The organism is Acidobacteriota bacterium (assembly GCA_016712445.1).
GTDB lineage: Bacteria > Pseudomonadota > Alphaproteobacteria > Caulobacterales > Hyphomonadaceae > Hyphomonas.
In genome coordinates this window covers 358,991-378,073 of sequence record JADJRB010000001.1, presented here as the reverse complement: position 1 = coordinate 378,073, position 19,083 = coordinate 358,991, and the positions used below count along the sequence as shown (strand labels likewise).

At 65.4% G+C, this 19,083-nt stretch carries 18 protein-coding genes; 12 read left to right on the top strand and 6 right to left on the bottom strand.

The window, feature by feature from the left end; genetic code table 11:
* The first annotated feature begins 21 nt into the window (after positions 1-21).
* Positions 22-900 carry a 4-(cytidine 5'-diphospho)-2-C-methyl-D-erythritol kinase gene (locus tag IPK75_01980; GenBank protein MBK8197110.1) on the top strand — a complete coding sequence of 293 codons (879 nt, stop codon included), beginning with the start codon at positions 22-24 and terminating at the stop codon, positions 898-900.
* Positions 897-1,970 carry a hypothetical protein gene (locus IPK75_01975; protein MBK8197109.1) on the top strand — a complete coding sequence of 358 codons (1,074 nt, stop codon included), beginning with the start codon at positions 897-899 and terminating at the stop codon, positions 1,968-1,970. The genes IPK75_01980 and IPK75_01975 overlap by 4 nt, the downstream gene beginning before the upstream one ends.
* On the opposite strand, the gene IPK75_01970 is transcribed toward IPK75_01975, so the two are convergent.
* Positions 1,964-2,977 (bottom strand): polyprenyl synthetase family protein, encoded by a 1,014-nt coding sequence (locus IPK75_01970; GenBank protein MBK8197108.1) that lies wholly within the window; start codon positions 2,975-2,977, stop codon positions 1,964-1,966. The genes IPK75_01975 and IPK75_01970 overlap by 7 nt on opposite strands.
* Before the next feature lie 168 nt (positions 2,978-3,145).
* On the opposite strand from IPK75_01970, the gene IPK75_01965 reads away from it, so the two are divergent.
* The 10 genes from IPK75_01965 (at position 3,146) to IPK75_01920 (ending at position 14,102) form a co-directional block, all read left to right on the top strand.
* Positions 3,146-3,628, top strand: a complete 483-nt coding sequence (locus tag IPK75_01965; GenBank protein MBK8197107.1) for a hypothetical protein — start codon at positions 3,146-3,148, stop codon at positions 3,626-3,628.
* The gene (locus IPK75_01960) at positions 3,628-3,834 is read left to right on the top strand and encodes a DUF2007 domain-containing protein (GenBank protein MBK8197106.1); all 207 of its coding nucleotides are present in this window, start codon (positions 3,628-3,630) and stop codon (positions 3,832-3,834) included. The genes IPK75_01965 and IPK75_01960 overlap by 1 nt, the downstream gene beginning before the upstream one ends.
* A gap of 82 nt (positions 3,835-3,916) precedes the next feature.
* Complete coding sequence (locus IPK75_01955) at positions 3,917-4,273, top strand: hypothetical protein (GenBank protein MBK8197105.1); 357 nt, start codon at positions 3,917-3,919, stop codon at positions 4,271-4,273.
* 30 nt (positions 4,274-4,303) lie between these two features.
* On the top strand, positions 4,304-5,059 hold the full coding sequence (locus tag IPK75_01950; protein MBK8197104.1) for a methyltransferase domain-containing protein: 756 nt from the start codon (positions 4,304-4,306) through the stop codon (positions 5,057-5,059).
* Between the two features lie 246 nt (positions 5,060-5,305).
* Positions 5,306-6,199, top strand: coding sequence for a glycine--tRNA ligase subunit alpha (locus IPK75_01945; GenBank protein ID MBK8197103.1), 894 nt, complete (start codon positions 5,306-5,308; stop codon positions 6,197-6,199).
* Between the two features lie 132 nt (positions 6,200-6,331).
* Positions 6,332-6,646, top strand: a complete 315-nt coding sequence (locus IPK75_01940; GenBank protein ID MBK8197102.1) for a hypothetical protein — start codon at positions 6,332-6,334, stop codon at positions 6,644-6,646.
* Positions 6,647-6,765: 119 nt separating this feature from the next.
* Positions 6,766-8,979, top strand: a complete 2,214-nt coding sequence (locus IPK75_01935) for a glycine--tRNA ligase subunit beta (GenBank protein MBK8197101.1) — start codon at positions 6,766-6,768, stop codon at positions 8,977-8,979.
* A 204-nt stretch (positions 8,980-9,183) separates the two neighbouring features.
* Positions 9,184-11,901, top strand: a complete 2,718-nt coding sequence (locus IPK75_01930) for a pyruvate, phosphate dikinase (protein MBK8197100.1) — start codon at positions 9,184-9,186, stop codon at positions 11,899-11,901.
* A 354-nt stretch (positions 11,902-12,255) separates the two neighbouring features.
* On the top strand, positions 12,256-13,440 hold the full coding sequence (locus IPK75_01925) for a cell wall hydrolase (GenBank protein MBK8197099.1): 1,185 nt from the start codon (positions 12,256-12,258) through the stop codon (positions 13,438-13,440).
* Positions 13,437-14,102, top strand: a complete 666-nt coding sequence (locus tag IPK75_01920; GenBank protein ID MBK8197098.1) for an O-methyltransferase — start codon at positions 13,437-13,439, stop codon at positions 14,100-14,102. Before IPK75_01925 ends, IPK75_01920 begins: the two co-directional genes overlap by 4 nt.
* Here IPK75_01920 and IPK75_01915 read toward each other — a convergent pair.
* From IPK75_01915 to nadA, 5 genes are all read right to left on the bottom strand, one after another.
* Positions 14,099-14,908, bottom strand: coding sequence for an SDR family oxidoreductase (locus tag IPK75_01915; GenBank protein MBK8197097.1), 810 nt, complete (start codon positions 14,906-14,908; stop codon positions 14,099-14,101). The genes IPK75_01920 and IPK75_01915 overlap by 4 nt on opposite strands.
* A 51-nt stretch (positions 14,909-14,959) precedes the next feature.
* Positions 14,960-15,817 carry a carboxylating nicotinate-nucleotide diphosphorylase gene (nadC, locus tag IPK75_01910; protein MBK8197096.1) on the bottom strand — a complete coding sequence of 286 codons (858 nt, stop codon included), beginning with the start codon at positions 15,815-15,817 and terminating at the stop codon, positions 14,960-14,962.
* Entirely contained in the window at positions 15,814-17,352 is a 1,539-nt protein-coding gene (locus IPK75_01905) for an L-aspartate oxidase (GenBank protein ID MBK8197095.1), read from the bottom strand. Before IPK75_01905 ends, nadC begins: the two co-directional genes overlap by 4 nt.
* A gap of 7 nt (positions 17,353-17,359) precedes the next feature.
* A complete protein-coding gene (locus IPK75_01900; protein ID MBK8197094.1) occupies positions 17,360-17,830 on the bottom strand; it encodes a hypothetical protein in 471 nt (156 codons plus the stop codon).
* A gap of 78 nt (positions 17,831-17,908) precedes the next feature.
* Positions 17,909-19,051 carry a quinolinate synthase NadA gene (nadA, locus tag IPK75_01895; GenBank protein ID MBK8197093.1) on the bottom strand — a complete coding sequence of 381 codons (1,143 nt, stop codon included), beginning with the start codon at positions 19,049-19,051 and terminating at the stop codon, positions 17,909-17,911.
* Positions 19,052-19,083: the final 32 nt, after the last annotated feature.

Below are 19,083 nucleotides of genomic sequence, written 5' to 3'. Positions count from 1 at the left end.
TCGCCGTGGGAGGGCGGTGACATGACGTTCCTGATGGCGCGCGCGCCGGCCAAGGTAAACCTGTTCCTGCATGTCGGGCCGGTCAAGCCGAACGGCCGCCACGATCTCGACTCCCTCGTCGTGTTCAGCGACACCGGTGCAGGTGACTATATCAAGGCAGAAGCCGCCGACACGTTGACCCTGGAAGTGACGGGGCCTTTCGCGGCCAATGCCGGCGCGCTGCAGGACAATCTCGTCCTGCGTGCGGCGCAGGCGCTGCAGGCGGCGTCTGGTTGCACGCGCGGGGCTGAGATCATCCTGCAGAAATGGCTTCCGGTGGCGGCCGGTATCGGCGGCGGTTCATCTGATGCGGCGGCGGCGCTCAAGCTGCTGACCGAGCTCTGGGGTATTGATCCCGTCCACGCGGACAACCTGGCGCCCTCGCTCGGCGGCGATGTGCCGGTGGCGCTCGCGGGTGTGCCGTCGCTGATGCGCGGTGAGGGAGAGCGCGTTGTGCCTGTGGATGTGCCGCTGCGGCTCCCGGCGCTACTGGTCAATCCCGGGGCGGCTTGTCCGACCGGGCCAGTTTTCCGGGCCTATGATGCAGCAGGCGGCGGTGCGGGGTTCACCGAAATTGATCCGTTCCCGGGCTTTCTCGACAAGCACCATCTTGCAGACTGGCTCGGCGCGCAGCGCAACGACCTTGAGGCTGCCGCTACGGCGCTGGTGCCGGAGATCGGCGACGTGCTCGCCTTCCTGCGCGCCCAGCCGGGCGTGAGGATGGCGCGGATGAGCGGATCGGGCGCGACCTGTTTTGCCTTGTTCGAAGCGGTTTCGTTTGCCGAGCGGGCCTCGGTCGTCCTCAAGTCTGAACAGCCGGATTGGTGGACTGCGCCGTGCCGGCTCGGAGCGTCGGATTGAACCTGATTACCCTCATCCTCGTCCCGTTCGTGGTCAGTCTTGCGGCCTGCTGGCTGATGATCCGGCTTGGCCCCAAGGACGCGCCGGATGGCGGAAGAAAGTTGCAGGCGGCGCCGGTGCCAAGCTCGGGCGGCATGGGCGTGCTGGCCGGTATCCTCGCCGGCATCGGCGCGATCGCAATGCTTGGGTCGCCGGTCACGGCGCTCCTTTCCGCACCGCCGCTGGCCGGCGTGGCTGCGTTCACGGTGCTGGCGGCGTTCCTCGGCTGGATCGATGACGTGTACGGATTACCCGCCATGGCGAAGCTGGTAGCGCTCGTGGTGGCGGCGGTTGGCAGCATTGCCTTCGGTCCGCAGCCCTCGGCGCTCTGGATCGGTCATGACGTCTTCGCCATTCCAATCGTGCTTGGCATTCTGGGCGCGGCGGCTTTCGTGTTCGTGATGGCGAACGCGGTCAACTTCATGGACGGGGCGAACGGCATTGCGATGGGCACGGCCCTCATCATCCTCGCCGCGATGGGCCTGTTGCTCGCGCCCGGCGCGGCCTATTCGCCAGACCAGATCGCACCCGCCATGCTGATGGCCCTGCTGTTCGCTTCGGTGGCTGCTCTGGCCGGTTTCCTCTTCTGGAACCTGCCGGGACGCCTTTTTGCGGGGGATGCGGGCTCCCTGTCCGTGGGCGGACTGATCGGCGGCGCAACGGTCATGTACGCGCTGAACGGGCAGGTTCTCGTTCCGCTCACGCTGTGCCTGCCGATTCTGATCGACGTGTTCATGACGCTCGCCTGGCGCGCGCGCAGAGGCCTGCCATTGATGCAGGCGCACACGGATCACGCCTACCAGCTCCTGCTGCGGGCCGGTTGGTCGCATGCGCAGGTTGCGCGGCTTTGGTGGGGCATGACGGCGATGACCGCCGGCGCGGTGATTGCAGGTCCGTTCGCCGCCACGAGCGGCGCTTACACGACCGGCGGCATTCCTCTGGATGTGGCGGTGTTTGTAGGGGTGCTGACGATCGGCATCTGGCTATGGCTGCGCCAGCGCGCGAACTGGGGCGTCGAGGCGGATCAGTAAGCCCGGCTGACGCAGAAGTCAGCGAGGTCTTCCAGCGCATCGCGGTAAGGCGTCGCCGGGAGGGTGCGCAGGGCGCCCTTGGCGAGGGCGGCATAGGCTTCCGCTTCCTGCACGGCCGCTTCGGCGGCGCCGGTCGCCCGGATCAGGTGCACGGCATGCGCAAGATCTGAATCTTCCTGCGTCTCGGGTTTGAGCGCCCGGTCCCAGAAGGCGCGATCTTCGTCCGAACCGCGGCGGCGCGCGATGATCACCGGCAGGGTGATCTTGCCTTCCCGGAAATCGTCGCCGACCGATTTGCCGATCACCGACGTCGTGCCGCCATAGTCGAGCGCATCGTCGATGATCTGGAACGCCAGGCCGAGGTTCTTGCCATAGGTTGCGAGGGCAGGCGCGTGCACGTCGCCGCCGGCAGACTGCGCGCCGGTTTCTGCGGCGGCTTCAAACAATGCGCCCGTCTTGGCTTCGACAATCGCAAGGTATTCTTCGGTCGGCAGGTCGCCCGACGCCATCGCGGCGAGCTGGCGGACTTCGCCCTCGGCAATCACGGTGGACGCCGTTGCGAGACGGTTCAGGATCTCGAGATTGTTGGTTTCGACGAGCAGGTTGAAGGCGCGGGCGAACAGGAAATCGCCGACCAGGATCGAAGCCTTGTTGCCCCAGATCGTCTTGGCGGCCGGCTTGCCGCGGCGCAGGGCGCTCTCATCGACCACATCGTCATGCAGCAGGGTAGCCGTGTGGATGAATTCGACAGCGGCGGCCAGCGCGTGGGTCGATGGCGTGGCCTTGCCGACGGCGTTCGCGGCGATCAGCGTGATCAGCGGCCGGAGGCGCTTTCCGCCTGCCGACACGATATAGCCCGACAGGTCCGGAATGATGGCGACCGGGCTGGCCGCGCGCGTGGCCAGCAGGTGCTCCACCTTCGCGAGGTCTGCCGCCACAAGGTCCTGCATCCGGTCCACCACGGAGGACAGTGCAGCCTTGCTCTTGGGCTTCGGGGCGAGGGTCAATGCACAACTCCGGAAGGCGACAGCCTGTGTAATAAGTAGTTTTACGTGAGCGGTCCGCCAAGCCTACGTGGCACCGGGCCGCAGTATTGAGCCGATGTTCGCGCGTGGATCAACCGTCCTGCCATCACAATGGCTGACAAGCGGTCCGGTTTCGCGCTAAATGCGAGCATGAAGAACGCACTCCTTATTCCCGCGCTCGCGCTGCTGGCTGCCTGCACGACCACGCCGTCTTATGGCCCTGCCAAGTCGGCAAACGCCATGGGCTATTCCTCTCAGCAGATCGAAACGGGCCGCTACCGTGTCTCCTACACCGACGCAGACCCCGTGCGGGCCCGCAACATGGCGCTCCTGAGGGCGTCCGAGATCACCTTGCAGGAAGGGCGCGACTGGTTCGAAATCACCGGCGAATCGACCGATGTCGAAGCCGGCCGCAGCGGCGGATCTTCGATCAGCGTGGGCGGCTCGGCCGGATCCGGCGGGTATTCGGGCGTCGGCGTGGGGGTCGGCATCGGCTTTCCGCTGGGCGGCAGCAAGTCTGGCAAGGCGACGCATTCGATGGAAATCGTCACCGGCGCCGGGCCCAAGCCGGACAAGGCCGAAGCCTATGATGCCCGGTCGGTCGACATGAACCTGCGGGTCACGTCAGGTTGATGGAAGAAGTCTTCCGCACCAACGACCTCGTGAAGTTGTCCTTCGTCGAACACCTGCTGCGTGAGGCGGGTATCGAGTTTTTCGTGGCCGACCAGCACATTTCAGCGGTGGAAGGCAATATCGGCGCGTTTCCGCGCCGCCTCTTCGTCAAGGCAGAGTTGAAGGCGAGGGCGGAGGCGGCGCTCGCCCAGGTTGAGCGCGGTTAAGTTCAGATTTCATTCAGGAAATTTGCGTTTCATTGCAGGATCGGCGGGCCTTGTCCGGTGCGCCATTCGGGGAGTCTTTGAGATGCGAATTGGGATACTTGCCGCCATGCTCGGCGCTGCGGCGATCTCGGCCTGTTCATCGACGGACCTGGCGGCTTTCAATGTCGCCATGGAAGAGGCGAACGGCACCTACTGGCCGGAACAGTCCCAGAGCCAGCCGCTCGAATGCGGATCCGGCGATGGCTACATTATGGAATATTCCGGCGTCAGCGGCGGCGAGGGATACATTTATTTCGTCAGCTATGCCGGTGGCTACACCGACATCACGGTGACCTATGATGACGGCGACGTCTACAGCGCAAACATTGCGCCGGGCGAGACATCCTACACGATGTACAACCACCCGGGTTACGCTTGGAACTCCAACTGGGCGTGTTGACGCGCGGGCGCCCTTGCCTGAAGGCAGGGCATGAGCCGCACGCCGACCGGACCCCTGCCAGATACCACACAAGACACCGTCTATCAGGGGCGGGTGCATCTCGTGCAGCCCGTGCAGGGGTTCCGCGCCGGGTTTGATTCGCTCGCCCTCGCCGCAGCCCTGCCGGTCTTGACCCAGGGCGAGGCGCTCGAACTCGGGTGTGGCTGCGGCGGCGCATTGCTGCCGGCGGCCTACCGGATGCCCGGCGCCACCTTCACCGGCATCGATCAGGACGCGGGCATGGCTGCGCTGGCGCGGGTTGGCGCTGTGGTCAACGGGTTCGACGGCCGGGTCACAATCGAGAGCGGCGAAGCCTCTGCCTGGGTGCGGGCCCACGAGAACCAGTTCGATCTGGTGTTCGCGAACCCGCCCTATTTCGAGCCGGGCACCATTTCAGAGCCCGGCGCCGGCAAGGCGGGGGCCTATCTCGAAACCTTGCCTCTGGATGGCTGGATCAAGGCGATGGCCTTTGCCGCAAAGCCGCGCGCGCCGCTCGTGTTGATCCACCGGGCAGCGGAGCTTGCCCGCATCCTGGCAGTGCTGGACCGTCAGGCCGGCGAGATCACCGTTTTACCAATTGCCTCGAAGACCGGCGAGCCTGCACGACGTGTGCTGGTGCGCGCACGCAAGGGGCTGAAGCGCGGGCCACTGACGCTGTTGCCGCCGCTGGTGACGCATGACGAGCGCGGGGAGGCCCGGTGCGCGGCCGCGCAGGCGATTGTCGAAGGCCGCGCGATCGACTGGTAGCGGCGCCGATTTAGGTTGCATTCCGGCCGGGGACGCCCAACCTCTGAACGAGGGGGTGCCAGAGGACGACGACATGTTCACCATCCTGTTCATCCTGAGCGTAGGGCTCGGCATCGTCATCGCGTGGATCGGCTGGTTCGGGCAGGGTGACCACGACAAGGGACGCGGCCGCAACGACCGGTAAGACCGGTTGCACCGCGCACGGCGAGGCGCTAGGCCGGGGCATCCCAGCCTGACGAGCCCTCAATGCCTGCGCCGAAAGCCCACGCCAAACCGAAATCCTTCCAGGACCTGATCCTGACGCTGCAGGCCTACTGGGCCGCGCAGGGCTGCGCGATCCTGCAGCCCTATGACATGGAAGTTGGCGCCGGTACGCTGCACCCCGGCACCGTGCTGCGCGCGCTCGGCCCGAAGAACTGGCGCGCCGCCTATGTTCAGCCTTCGCGCCGCCCAAAGGATGGCCGCTATGGCGAGAACCCCAACCGGCTTGGCCATTACTACCAATATCAGGTGATCCTGAAGCCGAACCCGGCCAACCTTCAGGACCTCTATCTTGAGAGCCTCTACCGGATCGGCATCGACCCGACCGTGCACGACATCCGCTTCGTGGAAGACGATTGGGAGAACCCGACCGTGGGCGCCTGGGGCCTTGGCTGGGAAGTCTGGTGCGACGGGATGGAAGTCAGCCAGTACACTTATTTCCAGCAGGTCGGCGGGCTCGACGTGTTTCCGGTTTCGGGCGAGCTGACCTACGGCCTCGAGCGCCTCGCCATGTACGTGTTCGGCGTGGACCGGGTTTACGACCTTCCGTTCAACGACCCGGCCTCCGCCGTGCCGCTGACGTATGGCGACGTGTTCCTGGAGAATGAGCGCCAGCAAAGTGCCTTCAACTTCGAACATTCGGATGTCGAGATGCTGAAACGCTGGTTTGCTGACTGCGAGACGCAGTCGGTTGCGCTGCGCGGCGCCGGCAAGCCGCTGCCCGCCTATGACTATGCCCTCAAGGCGTCGCACACCTTCAACCTGATCGACGCCCGCGGCGCCATCAGCCCGACCGAGCGGCAGGCCTACATCGCCCGCGTGCGTGACCTGGCACGTGGCGCTGCGGCGCAGTGGGCGGAAAGCCAGTCCGCAACCTGAACATATATTCATATAAAAATCAGTGCATTAAGCGCAGATTCTTTCACTTCCCCGCGACGGAAGCACAGCCCCGCTCTCGTTGAACCCGCATGATCCGAACAAACGGGTCATGCAACTCAAGGAGGACCAAGCATGTTCAAACCCCTGATCGCAGCTGCCTTGATTGCGGCCTTTGCCGCTCCGGCCGCACTCGCCGGCCCCGCCGAACGCCTCGGCCGGATCGACCACCGCCTTACCGCCGCAGAAGTGCGCGGCGACTTTGCGCAAGGCAGCCGCGCTGACCTCGCCGAAGACCGTCTCGACAGGTTCGAGAACAAGGTCGACCGCCGCGAAAGCCGCCGGGACGAGGCCTATGACCATGGCCCGCGCGACGTGATCGAGGACCGCCTCGACCGCGCCGAGAACGTGCTCGATCGCCGGGAAGACCGGATCGACCGCCGCCACTAGGCCTGCGCCTGAACCCCTCTCCCGTTGCACGGGAGAGGGGAGAAGGTGTGGTGCGCTTGACCCCGGCGCCGGCGCCTGTAAGCCGTGGCGGCCTCACTTGCCGCTGATTGACTGGGCCCATGGCTGAACTCCTGCTCGAACTCTTTTCCGAGGAAATTCCTGCGCGCATGCAGGCAAAGGCCGAGGCCGATCTCCTCGCCGCGTTGACCGCGCGGCTGAAGGAAGCTGGCCTCAGTTGGAAAAGCGCGTTTGCGGTTTCCGGCCCGCGCCGCCTGACAGCGGTGATCGAAGGGCTGGACCTGCGCTCGGCAGATGTGCGCGAAGAGAAGAAAGGTCCCAAGGTGGGCGCGCCGGAGCAGGCGATTGCGGGCTTCCTGCGCGCCGCGGGGCTGGCCGATATCAGCCAAGCCGAAATCGTCTCCGATCCGAAGAAGGGCGACTCCTATGTCGCCTACCTGTCGAAGCCGGGCAGGGATGCGAAGGACGTGATCGCCGAGGCGGTGCCCGAAATCATCAAGGGATTCCACTGGCCGAAATCGATGCGCTGGGGCACCGGCGAGCTGCGCTGGGTGCGTCCGCTGCAAGGCATCGTCTGCGTGCTGGACGGCGCCGTTGTGCCGTTTGAAGTCGGCGGCACGGCGAGCGGCAATGTCACCGAAGGCCACCGCGTTCACGGGCGAGGTCCGTACACGGTCAAAGGCTGGGCCGACTACAAGAAGCAGCTCGAAGGCAAGGGTCATGTGATCCTGTCGCGGGCCGATCGTCGTGCACGCATCCTCGAGGGAATTGCGGCCGTGTGCGGCAAGGCCGGGCTCGAATTGGTGCCGGACGAGGGGCTGCTGGAAGAAGTGACGGGGCTGGCCGAATGGCCGGTCGTCGTGCTCGGGCAGATGGACCCGTCCTTCCTTGACCTGCCGCCGGAAGTGATCAAGCTGTCGATGCGCACGCACCAGAAGTATTTCGCCGTGCGCCGTCCGGGTACGGAGGGCCTCGCGCCGAACTTCATCGTGGTGGCGAACATTTCCGCAAGCGATGGCGGCGTGAAGATCGCCGAGGGCAATGCGCGCGTGCTGTCGGCGCGTCTGTCGGATGCGCGCTTCTTCTGGGAGAAGGACAAGGCAACGCCGCTGGAGGTGATGGGCGAAAAGCTGAAGACCATCGCCTTCAAGGAAGAGCTTGGCTCGCTCGGTGACAAGGTGGAGCGCGTCGCGGCGCTAGCGCGCGAGCTGGCACCGAAAGTTGGCGCAGATCCGGACCTCGCAGAGCGCGCCGCGCGTCTGGCAAAGGCGGACCTTGTGTCCGAAATGGTTGGCGAGTTCCCGGAACTGCAAGGCGTGATGGGGCGGTATTATGCGCGCGCCGCAGGCGAAGATGCGCGCGTGGCCGATGCGATCCGAGATCACTACAAACCGCAGGGTCCAAGCGATGCCGTGCCGTCAGAGCCGGTGGCGGTCGCCGTCGCGCTGGCGGACAAGCTGGATACGCTGGTTGGCTTCTGGGCGATTGACGAGAAGCCGACGGGATCGAAAGACCCGTTCGCATTGCGGCGCGCGGCGTTGGGTGTGGTGCGGATTGTTTTGGAGAATGCCATTCGGCTACGGTTGGGCGGTGAATGCATGCTGCATTCGTCTGAGTACGCTGAAGCCGAACTTAGAGGGCTCGAAGCGCTGGTGGAGAAGAGGTTTGCTGGAGTGCAGCCATTCTTCCCAGATTCGGTATCAAAGAAGTTTGCTGAAAAGGCGCGATCAAAGGTCCGTGACTTGGCGGTGCTGAAGGTGCTGTTCGAGCGCCTTGAGCCAAAAATGCAAGACCTCCTCTCCTTCTTCGCAGACCGCCTCAAGCAAGTCCTCCGTGACCAGGGCAAACGCCACGATCTGATCGACGCCGTCTTCGCGCTCGGCGAGGATGACCTCGTCCTCATCGTGAAGCGCGTCGAGGCGCTCGGCGCCTTCCTCGAAACGGAAGACGGCGCGACGCTGCTCGCCGGTTACAAGCGCGCCGCGAACATTCTAAAGGCAGAAGAGAAGAAAGGCGCGCTGCCGGAGAATCTCTCCGTCGACCCGGCGCTCATCGCCAAAGGGCCCGCCGCCGAACAGGCGCTCTGGAAAGCCGTGACCGCCGCCGAGTCCTCGCTCGAAGCGCCGCTCGCGAAGGAAGACTTCGCCGGTGCCATGCGCGTGCTCGCGGGCCTGCGTGCCCCGGTCGATGCTTTCTTCGAGGGCGTTATGGTGAATGATGCCGACGCCGCCATCCGGGCGAACCGTCTGGCGCTGCTGGTGGCGGTGCGCGAAGCGCTGCACCGGGTTGCTGATTTCTCGCGGATCGAGGGCTAGGGGCAACTTGTTCCGGTTCGGAACGCGCAGCGCCCTGCAGCGGGGCAGCACCTTCCCCGGCGCGCGAACAAACAACGTTGTCACTCGCCGGGAAGACGAAACGCGCACTTCTCAGTTGCTGTGCAATGCAGCATAGGACTTGCAAAACGGCAGCCCGAAGCGAGTCTGATGGGCTCGGGGCCTGAACACAGGAGGCGACTACGCATGGGTGAAGCGGCACGCAAGGGCGCAGAGCAAACCTGGGTTTACGCCTTCGGAGGCGGCACCGCGGACGGCGACGCTTCAATGAAGAACCTGCTGGGCGGCAAGGGCGCCAACCTCGCCGAAATGGCGAAGCTGGGCCTGCCGGTGCCGCCGGGCTTCACCATCTCCACTGCCGTTTGTGTGGCCTACTACCAGACGGGCCGGGCTTATCCGGCGGGTCTGGAAGCGGAAGTGAATGCTGCGCTTGAAAGCCTCGAACGCCAGTCCGGCAAGGGCTTCGGCGATCCGGCGAACCCGCTGCTCGTCTCTGTGCGCTCCGGCGCGCGCGCCTCGATGCCCGGCATGATGGACACCGTGCTGAACCTCGGCCTCAACGAAGCCGTCGCACAAGGCCTCGCCAAGCTGGCCGGTGACCGCTTCGCCTATGACAGCTATCGCCGCTTCATCCAGATGTACTCCAACGTCGTTCTCGGCCTCGGCCATGACGAGTTCGAACACATCCTTGACGACTATAAAGAGCGCGAAGGCCTCGACCTCGACACCGACCTCACCGCCGAAAACTGGAAACAGGTGATCGTGCGCTACAAGGCGGCGGTCGAAAAGGAACTCGGCCGCCCGTTCCCGGAAGATCCGCGTGAGCAGCTCTGGGGCGCGATTTCCGCTGTGTTCAACAGCTGGATGAGTGACCGCGCGATCATCTACCGCAAGCTCAACGACATTCCGGAAGACTGGGGCACCGCCGTCAACGTGCAGGCGATGGTGTTCGGAAACCTCGGCGAAACCTCTGCCACCGGCGTCGCTTTCACGCGCGACCCGTCCAACGGCGAAGCCATTTTCTACGGCGAATACCTGATCAACGCGCAGGGTGAAGACGTGGTGGCGGGCATCCGCACGCCGGCGCCAATCTCGCGCGAGCGGGCTGCGACGCTCGGCTCCGGCGACCTGCCGCTCGAGGATTCGATGCCGGAAGTCTACAAGCAGCTGCGCGATGTCGCCGCAAAGCTTGAGCATCACTACAAGGACATGCAGGACATCGAGTTCACGGTCGAAGCCGGCCGCCTCTACATGCTGCAGACCCGCAACGGCAAACGCACCGCCGCCGCCGCCGTGAAGATCGCCGTCGACATGGTGCGCGAGAAGCTGATCTCGGAGAAGGACGCGCTGCTGCGCCTCGAGCCGTCGCAGCTCGACCAGCTGCTCCACCCGCGCATCCCGAACGAGCAGGAACAGAAGGCCGCGAAGATCCCCGCCTATGACGTTATCGTCAAAGGCCTGCCGGCGAGCCCCGGCGCCGCGGTCGGCAAGGTTGTCTTCGATTCCGAGGAAGCCTTCACGCTCGCCGCCAAGGGCGAGGATGTCATCCTCGTTCGCGTCGAGACGAGCCCGGACGACATCAAGGGCATGCACGCGGCCCGCGCCATCGTCACTGCCCGTGGCGGCATGACCAGCCACGCGGCCGTCGTGGCGCGCGGCATGGGCCGGCCCTGCGTCTGCGGCGCCAGCGACCTCAAGATCGACCATGCGCGCGGCGAATTCACGGTGCGCGGGCGCAAGTTCAAGAAGGGCGACGTGGTCACCATTGATGGCGGCACGGGCCGCGTGATGGCCGGCGCGATCGACCTTATCAAGCCCGACCTGTCGGGCGATTTCGGCGAGCTGATGGGCTGGGCCGACAAGGCGCGCCGCCTGAAGGTGCGCGCCAACGCGGAAACCCCGCTCGACACGCGCACCGCCGTCGAGTTCGGCGCCGAGGGCGTCGGCCTTTGCCGCACCGAGCACATGTTCTTCGACGAGGACCGCATCCCGGCGGTGCGCGCCATGATCCTGTCGAACGACGAGAAGGGCCGCCGCGAGGCGCTTGCCCGCCTGCTGCCGATGCAGCGTTCGGATTTCGAGGAGATCTTCCGCATCCTGGAAGGCCGCCCGGCGACCATCCGCCTGCTCGATCCGCCGCTCCACGAGTTCCTGCCGCACACCGACGAGGATATCGACAACGTCGCCAAGGCATCCGGCATCAACGCGGACGAACTGCGCCGCCGCGCCCACGACCTGCACGAGTCGAACCCGATGCTCGGTCACCGCGGCTGCCGTCTCGGCATCACCTATCCGGAAATCTACGAGATGCAGGCCCGCGCCATTTTCGAAGCGGCTGTGAACGTCGCGAAGGAAGGCAAGCTGAAGCCGGTGCCGGAAGTGATGATCCCGCTGGTCGCCACGCAGCGCGAACTCGCAATTCTCAAGTCGCTCGTCGACGAGACGGCGAAGACCGTCTTCAGGGAAACGGGCACCGAGGTCGACTATACCGTCGGTACAATGATCGAATTGCCGCGCGCCGCCTTGCAGGCCGGCGAGATCGCGCAGTCAGCTGCGTTCTTCTCGTTCGGCACCAATGACCTGACTCAGACCACGCTCGGCATCAGCCGCGACGATGCGGGCCGCTTCCTGCAGGCCTACTCGGAGAAGGGCATCTACGAGAAGGATCCCTTCGTGACGCTCGACCAGGAAGGCGTCGGCGAGCTGGTGAAGATGGCCGCCGAACGCGGCCGGCGCACCCGCCCCGGGATAAAACTCGGTATTTGTGGTGAACACGGCGGCGACCCTGCGTCCGTGGAATTCTGCCACCGGTCGGGCCTCGATTACGTCTCCTGCTCGCCCTACCGGGTGCCGATTGCCCGTCTTGCGGCGGCACAGGCAGCGCTCAAAGACGGCGCAAAGTAACCAAAACCCGCCATTTTTGCGGGCGCTTGAGTGTTGTTTTTTCGCAACACTGCTTTCCGCCCGGAATCGCCGAGGTTGATCCCCGACAGGGCTGAAAACACCAATTTTTCAGGCCGTTGGAACCAATTTGCTCGAAATTCGTTTAACCTCCCGCCTCCATCTGTGCGGGACCCTTTCGACTTTGTCACTCAGAACATTGGCTGGATTATTGCTAGATAGCGACGGGTGGGCCAAGTCCCCCGTGCCCTAACGGGCGTGGTGGGACGCGTTCGGTCCTCAGACTATGCGTACTAACCCTGGAAGCCCGGGTCTCAAGGCGGAACATAACCGCCGGCCGGGTAAAGAGGATCGGTGATGTTAAGGTTTCTTCAACCAAGCCAGACGAGTCTGGTCACCCTGAATGGGCTGCGTGAAAAGCTCAAACGGTGGTGGCTCGGTATGACGGATCAAGAGCAGCGCGAAGTGTTCATCCGTGGCGGGATGATTGCCGTCTGTGCGGTTACCGCCTCCGTGTCGCTCCCGGTGATCTCGAACCAGCAGGCGAGCCTGCGGGCTGACGCTGAATACCGCGCCGAAGCCCAGCGCTTCGCCGCTTACCAGGATGCCGGTCTTGCAGCGCGCGCTGATGCGAACGCGCCGGCCCTGCTCGACACGCCCTGGCTGCGCACGGTCGAATACACACTGAACCGCGACCCCGATTCCTCGATGAGCCGCTATGCGAAGCGCGACCGTGATGGCGCCGCGCTGCAGACGCTGGCCTCGTTCCGTACCGAAGAAGTTCAACGCGCGGAGTCGATCGATTCCGAGCTGATGTGCATGGCGCAGGCCGTCTATTACGAGTCGGCCCGTGAGCCGCTCGAAGGCCAGCTGGCGGTTGCCGAGGTGATCTCGAACCGCATGAAGGACCACCGCTATCCGGATACGGCATGCGGCGTTGTCTTCCAGGGCGCGACCCGCACGACCGGCTGCCAGTTCACGTTCACCTGTGACGGCGCCATGAAGACCAAGCCGAAAGGCGAGAACTGGGAGCGTGCGAAGCGCATCGCGGCCCACGTCCTCATGAATCTCAACGAAGAGCGCACGGGCGGGGCAACCCATTACCACGCGACCTACGTGGACCCGATCTGGAATTCGGGCCTGGTGCAGACCAGCCAGGTCGGTATGCACATCTTCTATCGCTTCCCGCGCGGCTCCGAATGGGCCAGCGTCGAACGCAATTTCGAAGCCCGCAAGCAGGCGGTCGCGGTTCAGCTCGCGGCGCTCGACGCCGGCAAGTCGGGCGAAGATGCTGTCGATGAGACGCTGCTGTTCGCAGATGGCTCGGCCGCCGGTGACGATGGTTATTACACCATCACGCCCACCACGGCCCCGGCTGCGGTCTCGACCTCCACCCGCACGATCAGCACGACGGCTCCGCGCCTGATGAGCATCCAGACCATGCCGGCCGAGGAAGAGAAGCCGGAGGTCGTTGCCATGGACGCCTACACGGCCAAGCAGGTTGGCGCCGCCTCTTCAGCGGCCGTTGACGGCGCGTCTTGAGCCGGAACGAAGAGCAAGAGATTTTCCAGGCCGTCGATGGGTTCATCGACGGCCTTTTTGCATCTGAAGATGCCGTCCTGGAAAACCTGCACCGCCGGGCTGCCTCATCCGGCCTGCCCAGAATCGAAGTGTCGGCAGGGCAGGGCAAGCTCCTCTACCTGTTTGCGCGAATGACAGGTGCCCGCAGGATTCTCGAGATCGGCACGCTCGGCGGGTATTCGGGCATCTGGCTGGCGCGCGCCTTGCCGGTAGACGGCGAACTCGTCACGCTGGAGCTCGACCCCGCGCACGCCGCCTTTGCGCGCGACTCGTTTGCCGAAGCCGGGTTGTCAGACAAGGTCCGTGTACTGAACGGCGTGGCGCTCGATCTGCTCGCGGGGATGGAAGGCAACTTCGACCTCGTCTTCCTCGACGCCAACAAGGACGATTACCCCGCCTACCTCGCCGAATCCGCGCGCCTGCTGCGACCCGGCGGATTGCTTCTCGCGGACAATGTCGTGCGCAAGGGCGCTGTGCTCGATCCGCCGGCGGGAGACGTGATGGCCGCCGGCGCGGCGCGGTTCCTCGCTGACTTATCGTCGGGCGACCAGTTCGACTCGATCGTGCTGCAGCAGGTCGGCATCAAGGGTCATGACGGCCTGGCTGTCGCGCTGAAGCGCTAGGCGCGCGGTGGCACGTTCTTCTTGATCTGCTTGCGCACAAGCCCCGGCAGCCAGCGCGTCATGAACCGTGCTCGCTCGGCCTCGCCGCCCACCATGTACTGGATGTCGTCGCCGTGCGCCGCTTCCCAGACCTTCTCTGCAGCCATCGATACGGGATAGATCGTCGCGCCATTCGCCTTCATCTGGTCCGACATCTTTTCGTTGGAGCCTTCGGATTTTCCCATGTCAAGGATCGGCGTATCCACGAACCACGGCATCAGGCTCATCACCTTGATGCCGAGATCGCGAAACTCCGCGTCGAGGGCTTCAGACAATCCGCGTACGGCCCATTTCGAGGCCGAATAGACGGCGAGTTGCGGCGCGCCGACGATGCCTGCCGTCGAGGCCGTGTTGAGGATGCGTGCGCCGGGTGTCGCCTTCAGCAGCGGCAGCGCTGCGTAAACGCCGTTCACGACTCCCTTCACGTTGATGTCGACGATGAGGTCGGCGTCTTCCGGCGGAACCTCTTCGAACCAGCCGTGACGTCCGATGCCGGCATTGTTGAACAACACGTCCATCTTGCGGCCGGTGGCGGCGCCGAATCCTTCCATCGCTGCGGCCCAGTCCGCGCGCCGGGTAACGTCCAGCCTTGCGACATGGCAGTTGGCCGCGCCGAGTTCGCCCTGCACGGCCTTCAGGCCCATCTCGTTGACGTCATACAGGCCGCAGAACCAGCCCTTGCGGCTGAAATGGCGGGCTGTCTCCGCGCCGATGCCGGACGCGGCGCCAGTAATGAAGATGCTCTTGCGGCCGTTGGCGGCGGTCATCTGTAACTCCCCGGGTGCTGGTGCGCCGCTCCGGCGCGCCTCTCCTGACAGTCAGACGACATCCAGTCCAAGGTCAAGGTTCGGCGCGGAATGCGTCAGCGCGCCGGAGGAAATGAAGTCAACGCCCGTCTCGGCGATTGCCGCTAGGGAAGCAAGCGTCACGCCGCCCGAGGCCTCCAGAGGTACGCGCCCCGCGGTCAGTTTCACGGCGGCGCGCAGGTCGTCCAGGCTCATGTTGTCGAGCAGGACGGCGTGCGGTCCATGACGCAAGGCTTCTTCAAGCTGGGTGAGTGTATCGACTTCGATCTCGATCATCCTCAGATGCCCGGCATAGGCCTTGGCGCGCGTCAGCGCATCGGTAATCGAGCCGCCGCACGCGGCGATGTGGTTGTCCTTGATCAGGATCGCATCATCGAGACCGTAGCGATGCGAGGTGCCGCCGCCGCACCGCACCGCGCGTTTCTCCAGCGCGCGGTGGCCGGGTGTGGTCTTCCGTGTGCAGACGACGCGCGTGTGCGTGTGGGCGACCGCATCGACGTATTGCCGCGTCAGGCTTGCGACGCCCGACAGCCGCCCGAGGAAATTCAGCATCGTGCGCTCGGCGATCAGGATGGAGCGCGCCGCGCCGTCCAGTTCCGCGACGACATCGCCCGGCGCAAGGGCTGCGCCGTCGTGCTTGCGAACCGTCAGGCGCACCTCAGGGTCAACGAGGCGCAGTGCATGCGCGGCCACGTCGAGCCCGGCGAGTACGCCCGGCTTGCGCGCCGCGATCACCGCGCGCATCGGCGTGCCGGCCGGAATGGTCGCGTCAGTCGTCAGGTCACCCGCCCGGCCAAGATCTTCGGCGAGCGCAAGGCGTACGATGGGATCAAGGATGATCCCTGGCAGCGGCGGAATTTCAAGGGTCATGGGGCCACGTGTTCGGCAGGTGGATGGGCGACGAACTGGCGCTGCGGCCGGCCCGTCAGGGGAAAGTCGTCGCGGAAATGTCCGCCGCGGCTTTCAGTGCGGGCGAGGGCGCCTTCGGCGATCATGCGGGCAGCCGTGAGCGCGGGCGCGCCCGGCGCTTCCGGTTCGATCTGGGCGCAGAGGTCCAGCACGCGATTGAGGCCGGCCGCATTGCGAACCACGCCGCAATGCGCCGACATCGCTTCGCGCAATTGTAGCAGGCGGTGGGCGGGCAGCGTCGATGGCACGGCGGCTTCACTTGCCGCCGGCGCATCCAGCACGGCGGAATTCAGCCGGCGCGCGATGCGCTCGGAGAAGACCACGGCTTCAAGCAGGGAGTTCGACGCGAGCCGGTTGGCACCGTGGGCGCCGGTGGAGCTGCACTCGCCGCAGACGGAGAGTCCGGCCAGCGTGGAGCGGCCCCAGAGGTCGGAGACGATGCCGCCCATGTGATAGTGCGCCGCGGGCGCAACCGGGATACGGTCGGTACGCGGATCTATACCGGCGCTCATGCAGGCGGCGAACACGGTCGGGAAGTGATCCGGGAAATGATCGCCCACCGCCTTGCGGCAATCGAGGAAGGCGCCGCGACCGGCAAGGCGTTCGGCATGGATGGCACGGGCCACTTCGTCGCGCGGCGCAAGTTCCGCCAGCGGATGATAGTCCGACATGAAAGCGCGCCCGTCGGCATTGTGCAGCGTGGCGCCTTCGCCGCGCAGCGCCTCGGTCGCTAGCGGTGCGGGGTCGCGGCCGATATCGATACCGGTCGGGTGGAATTGAACAAACTCGAGATCACCAAGCAGCGCGCCGGCTTCGTAGGCCATCGCAATGGCGTCGCCTTGTGCTTCGCGCGGGTTGGTCGTGACGCGGAACAGGCCGCCCGATCCGCCAGTGCACATGGCGGTGGCGCGCGCGGTGCGCGCCGTCAGCTGGCCCGCCATGTCCCGCAGCACCACGCCTGCCACCCGCCCGTTGCCGTCCTGCAGCAGCGAGACGGCGCGTGCGCCTTCGATCAACTCGATGCTCGGCGTCGCCTGCACCGCGGCCACCAGGGCGTCCATGATTGCCTTGCCGGCAAGGTCGCCGGAGACGCGTGCGACGCGCGGGCGCGAATGGGCCGCTTCCAGCGACAGGGCAAGGGCGCCGTCAGGCGTGCGGTCGAACGGTACGCCGAGGGCCAGCAGGTCGCGCACGCGGGCGGGGCCATCTTCGGCGATGAGGCGGGCGATCACGGGGTCGACCAGCCCGGCGCCGGCGGCCACCGTATCGGCGGCGTGCTGGGCAGGGCTGTCGAGCGGGTCGAGCGCCGCTGCGAGGCCGCCCTGCGCCCAGGCCGACGAGGCGGCCTGTCCGAGCGGTGAGGGCGATACGACGAGGCAATGGCGCGGCGCGAGTTTCAAGGCGAGGAACAGGCCGGCAAGGCCCGCGCCGACGATCAGCACATCAACGCTCGCCCCCGCTTCGGCGCGTATCCGGTGAGCGTCCCCTTCGAACATCGCTGCCTCAGGATATCCCGTCATTGGCACGGCGGAATTCGACCGGCGCCGTCACGGCAGAGACCAGCGCGCCGAACATGCGCTCATGCGACTGGACCGTCAGCGTGAAATTGTCCGGCACGTACAGCATCTCGGGGTTCTTCGTTTCGATGAATTCCTCGATGTTCGAGCGGATCGAGACCTGGTCACCGAACCGGCGCGCCTCGCAGGACTGGCGCACGACAGACCGGCCCCACATGGAGCACATCTCCACGGCGGTCAGTTCGCAATTGTAGAGCCCTTCGTCCGGATGCGGAGCAAGTGTCATGGTGCCCGTCATCACGCAGGTGCCCTCCCGGTAGGGCCGCGTCTGGAAGCTCCAGCTGCCCAGAACGTCGGCCTTGTCGGTATCAACCTTGCCTTTCACCGCGCCCGCAGGCAGCCCGGCAGCAATCGCAAGCAGCAACAGGCCGAGAACCGGCTTGTGGTAGTTCGACATGGACGCCTCCTCGACTAGGGTCCGGTTGACTTCACGACTTCGGCCCGCCCTTGGCAAGCCGTCTCCTTCACACGCCCGTCACACGACCATTTCCAGCTCAAGCGGCTTGAGGCCGGTCTTGAAGGCCAGCGGGCGCGCCATTTTCGGCAGCGCCAGCATGGCATCCAGCGCCGCCTTGGCGCGTACCCGGACGTCTTCCGGGATGCTCACTTCGAACTCGCCGTTGACCAGGCAGTCATAGATATTCTCAAGCGTGATCCGCTTCATGTGCGGGCAGAGATTGCACGGCCGGATGAAGTTCACGTCGGGGTTCTCGGCGGCGACGTTGTCACTCATCGAACATTCCGTCAGCAGCACCACCTTGGGCGGCTGCTTGTCGGCCACATAGCTGGAGAGCGCAGACGTCGAACCGGCAAAGTCCGCCTCCTGCAACACGTCCGGCGGGCACTCAGGGTGCGCCAGGATGACGACGCCCGGATGCGCCTCGCGCAGCTGCTTCACGTCCTCGGCCGAGAACAACTCATGCACCTCGCACGCGCCCGGCCAGGTCAGGATCCGGATGCCCGTCTGCGCGGCCACGTTCTTGGCCAGATACTGGTCCGGCACCATGATCACGGTGTCGCTGTTCCATTCTTTCGCGATGTGTTCGACCACCTGCGCCGCATTGGAGCTGGTGCACGTGATATGGCACTCGGCCTTCACCTCGGCGGTGCAGTTCACATAGGTGACAACCGGATAGTCCGGATATTTCTGCTTGATCAGGCGCACGTCCGCGCCCGTGATCGACGCCGCCAGCGAGCACCCGGCGCGGGTGTCGGGGATCAGCACGGTCTTTTCGGGCGCGAGGATCTTCGAGGTCTCGGCCATGAAATGCACACCGGCCTGCACGATGATGTCGGCATTCGTCGCGGCCGCCTCGCGGGCAAGCTGCAGGCTGTCGCCCCGGAAATCCCCGACCAGGCTGAAGATGTCGGGCGTCATGTAATTGTGCGCGAGGATCACCGCGTTCTTCGCTTTCTTGAGCCGGTTGATACCGGCCACCAGCGGCGCGATCGCCGGCCATTCCATCGGCGTCACGAAATCGGCGACCAGCGGATAAAGGCTGTCGGTCTCTGCCTTGACGGCGTCATCATAGACCAGCCCGCGCGCCTCGGCCGCAGAGCGGCCCCGCAGCGGGGTCGGGGTCGGGCAGCCCGGTCCGGAATCGATCAGTCGTGCCATGTCAGCCTCCATCCTCGAGTAATTATGCTCGA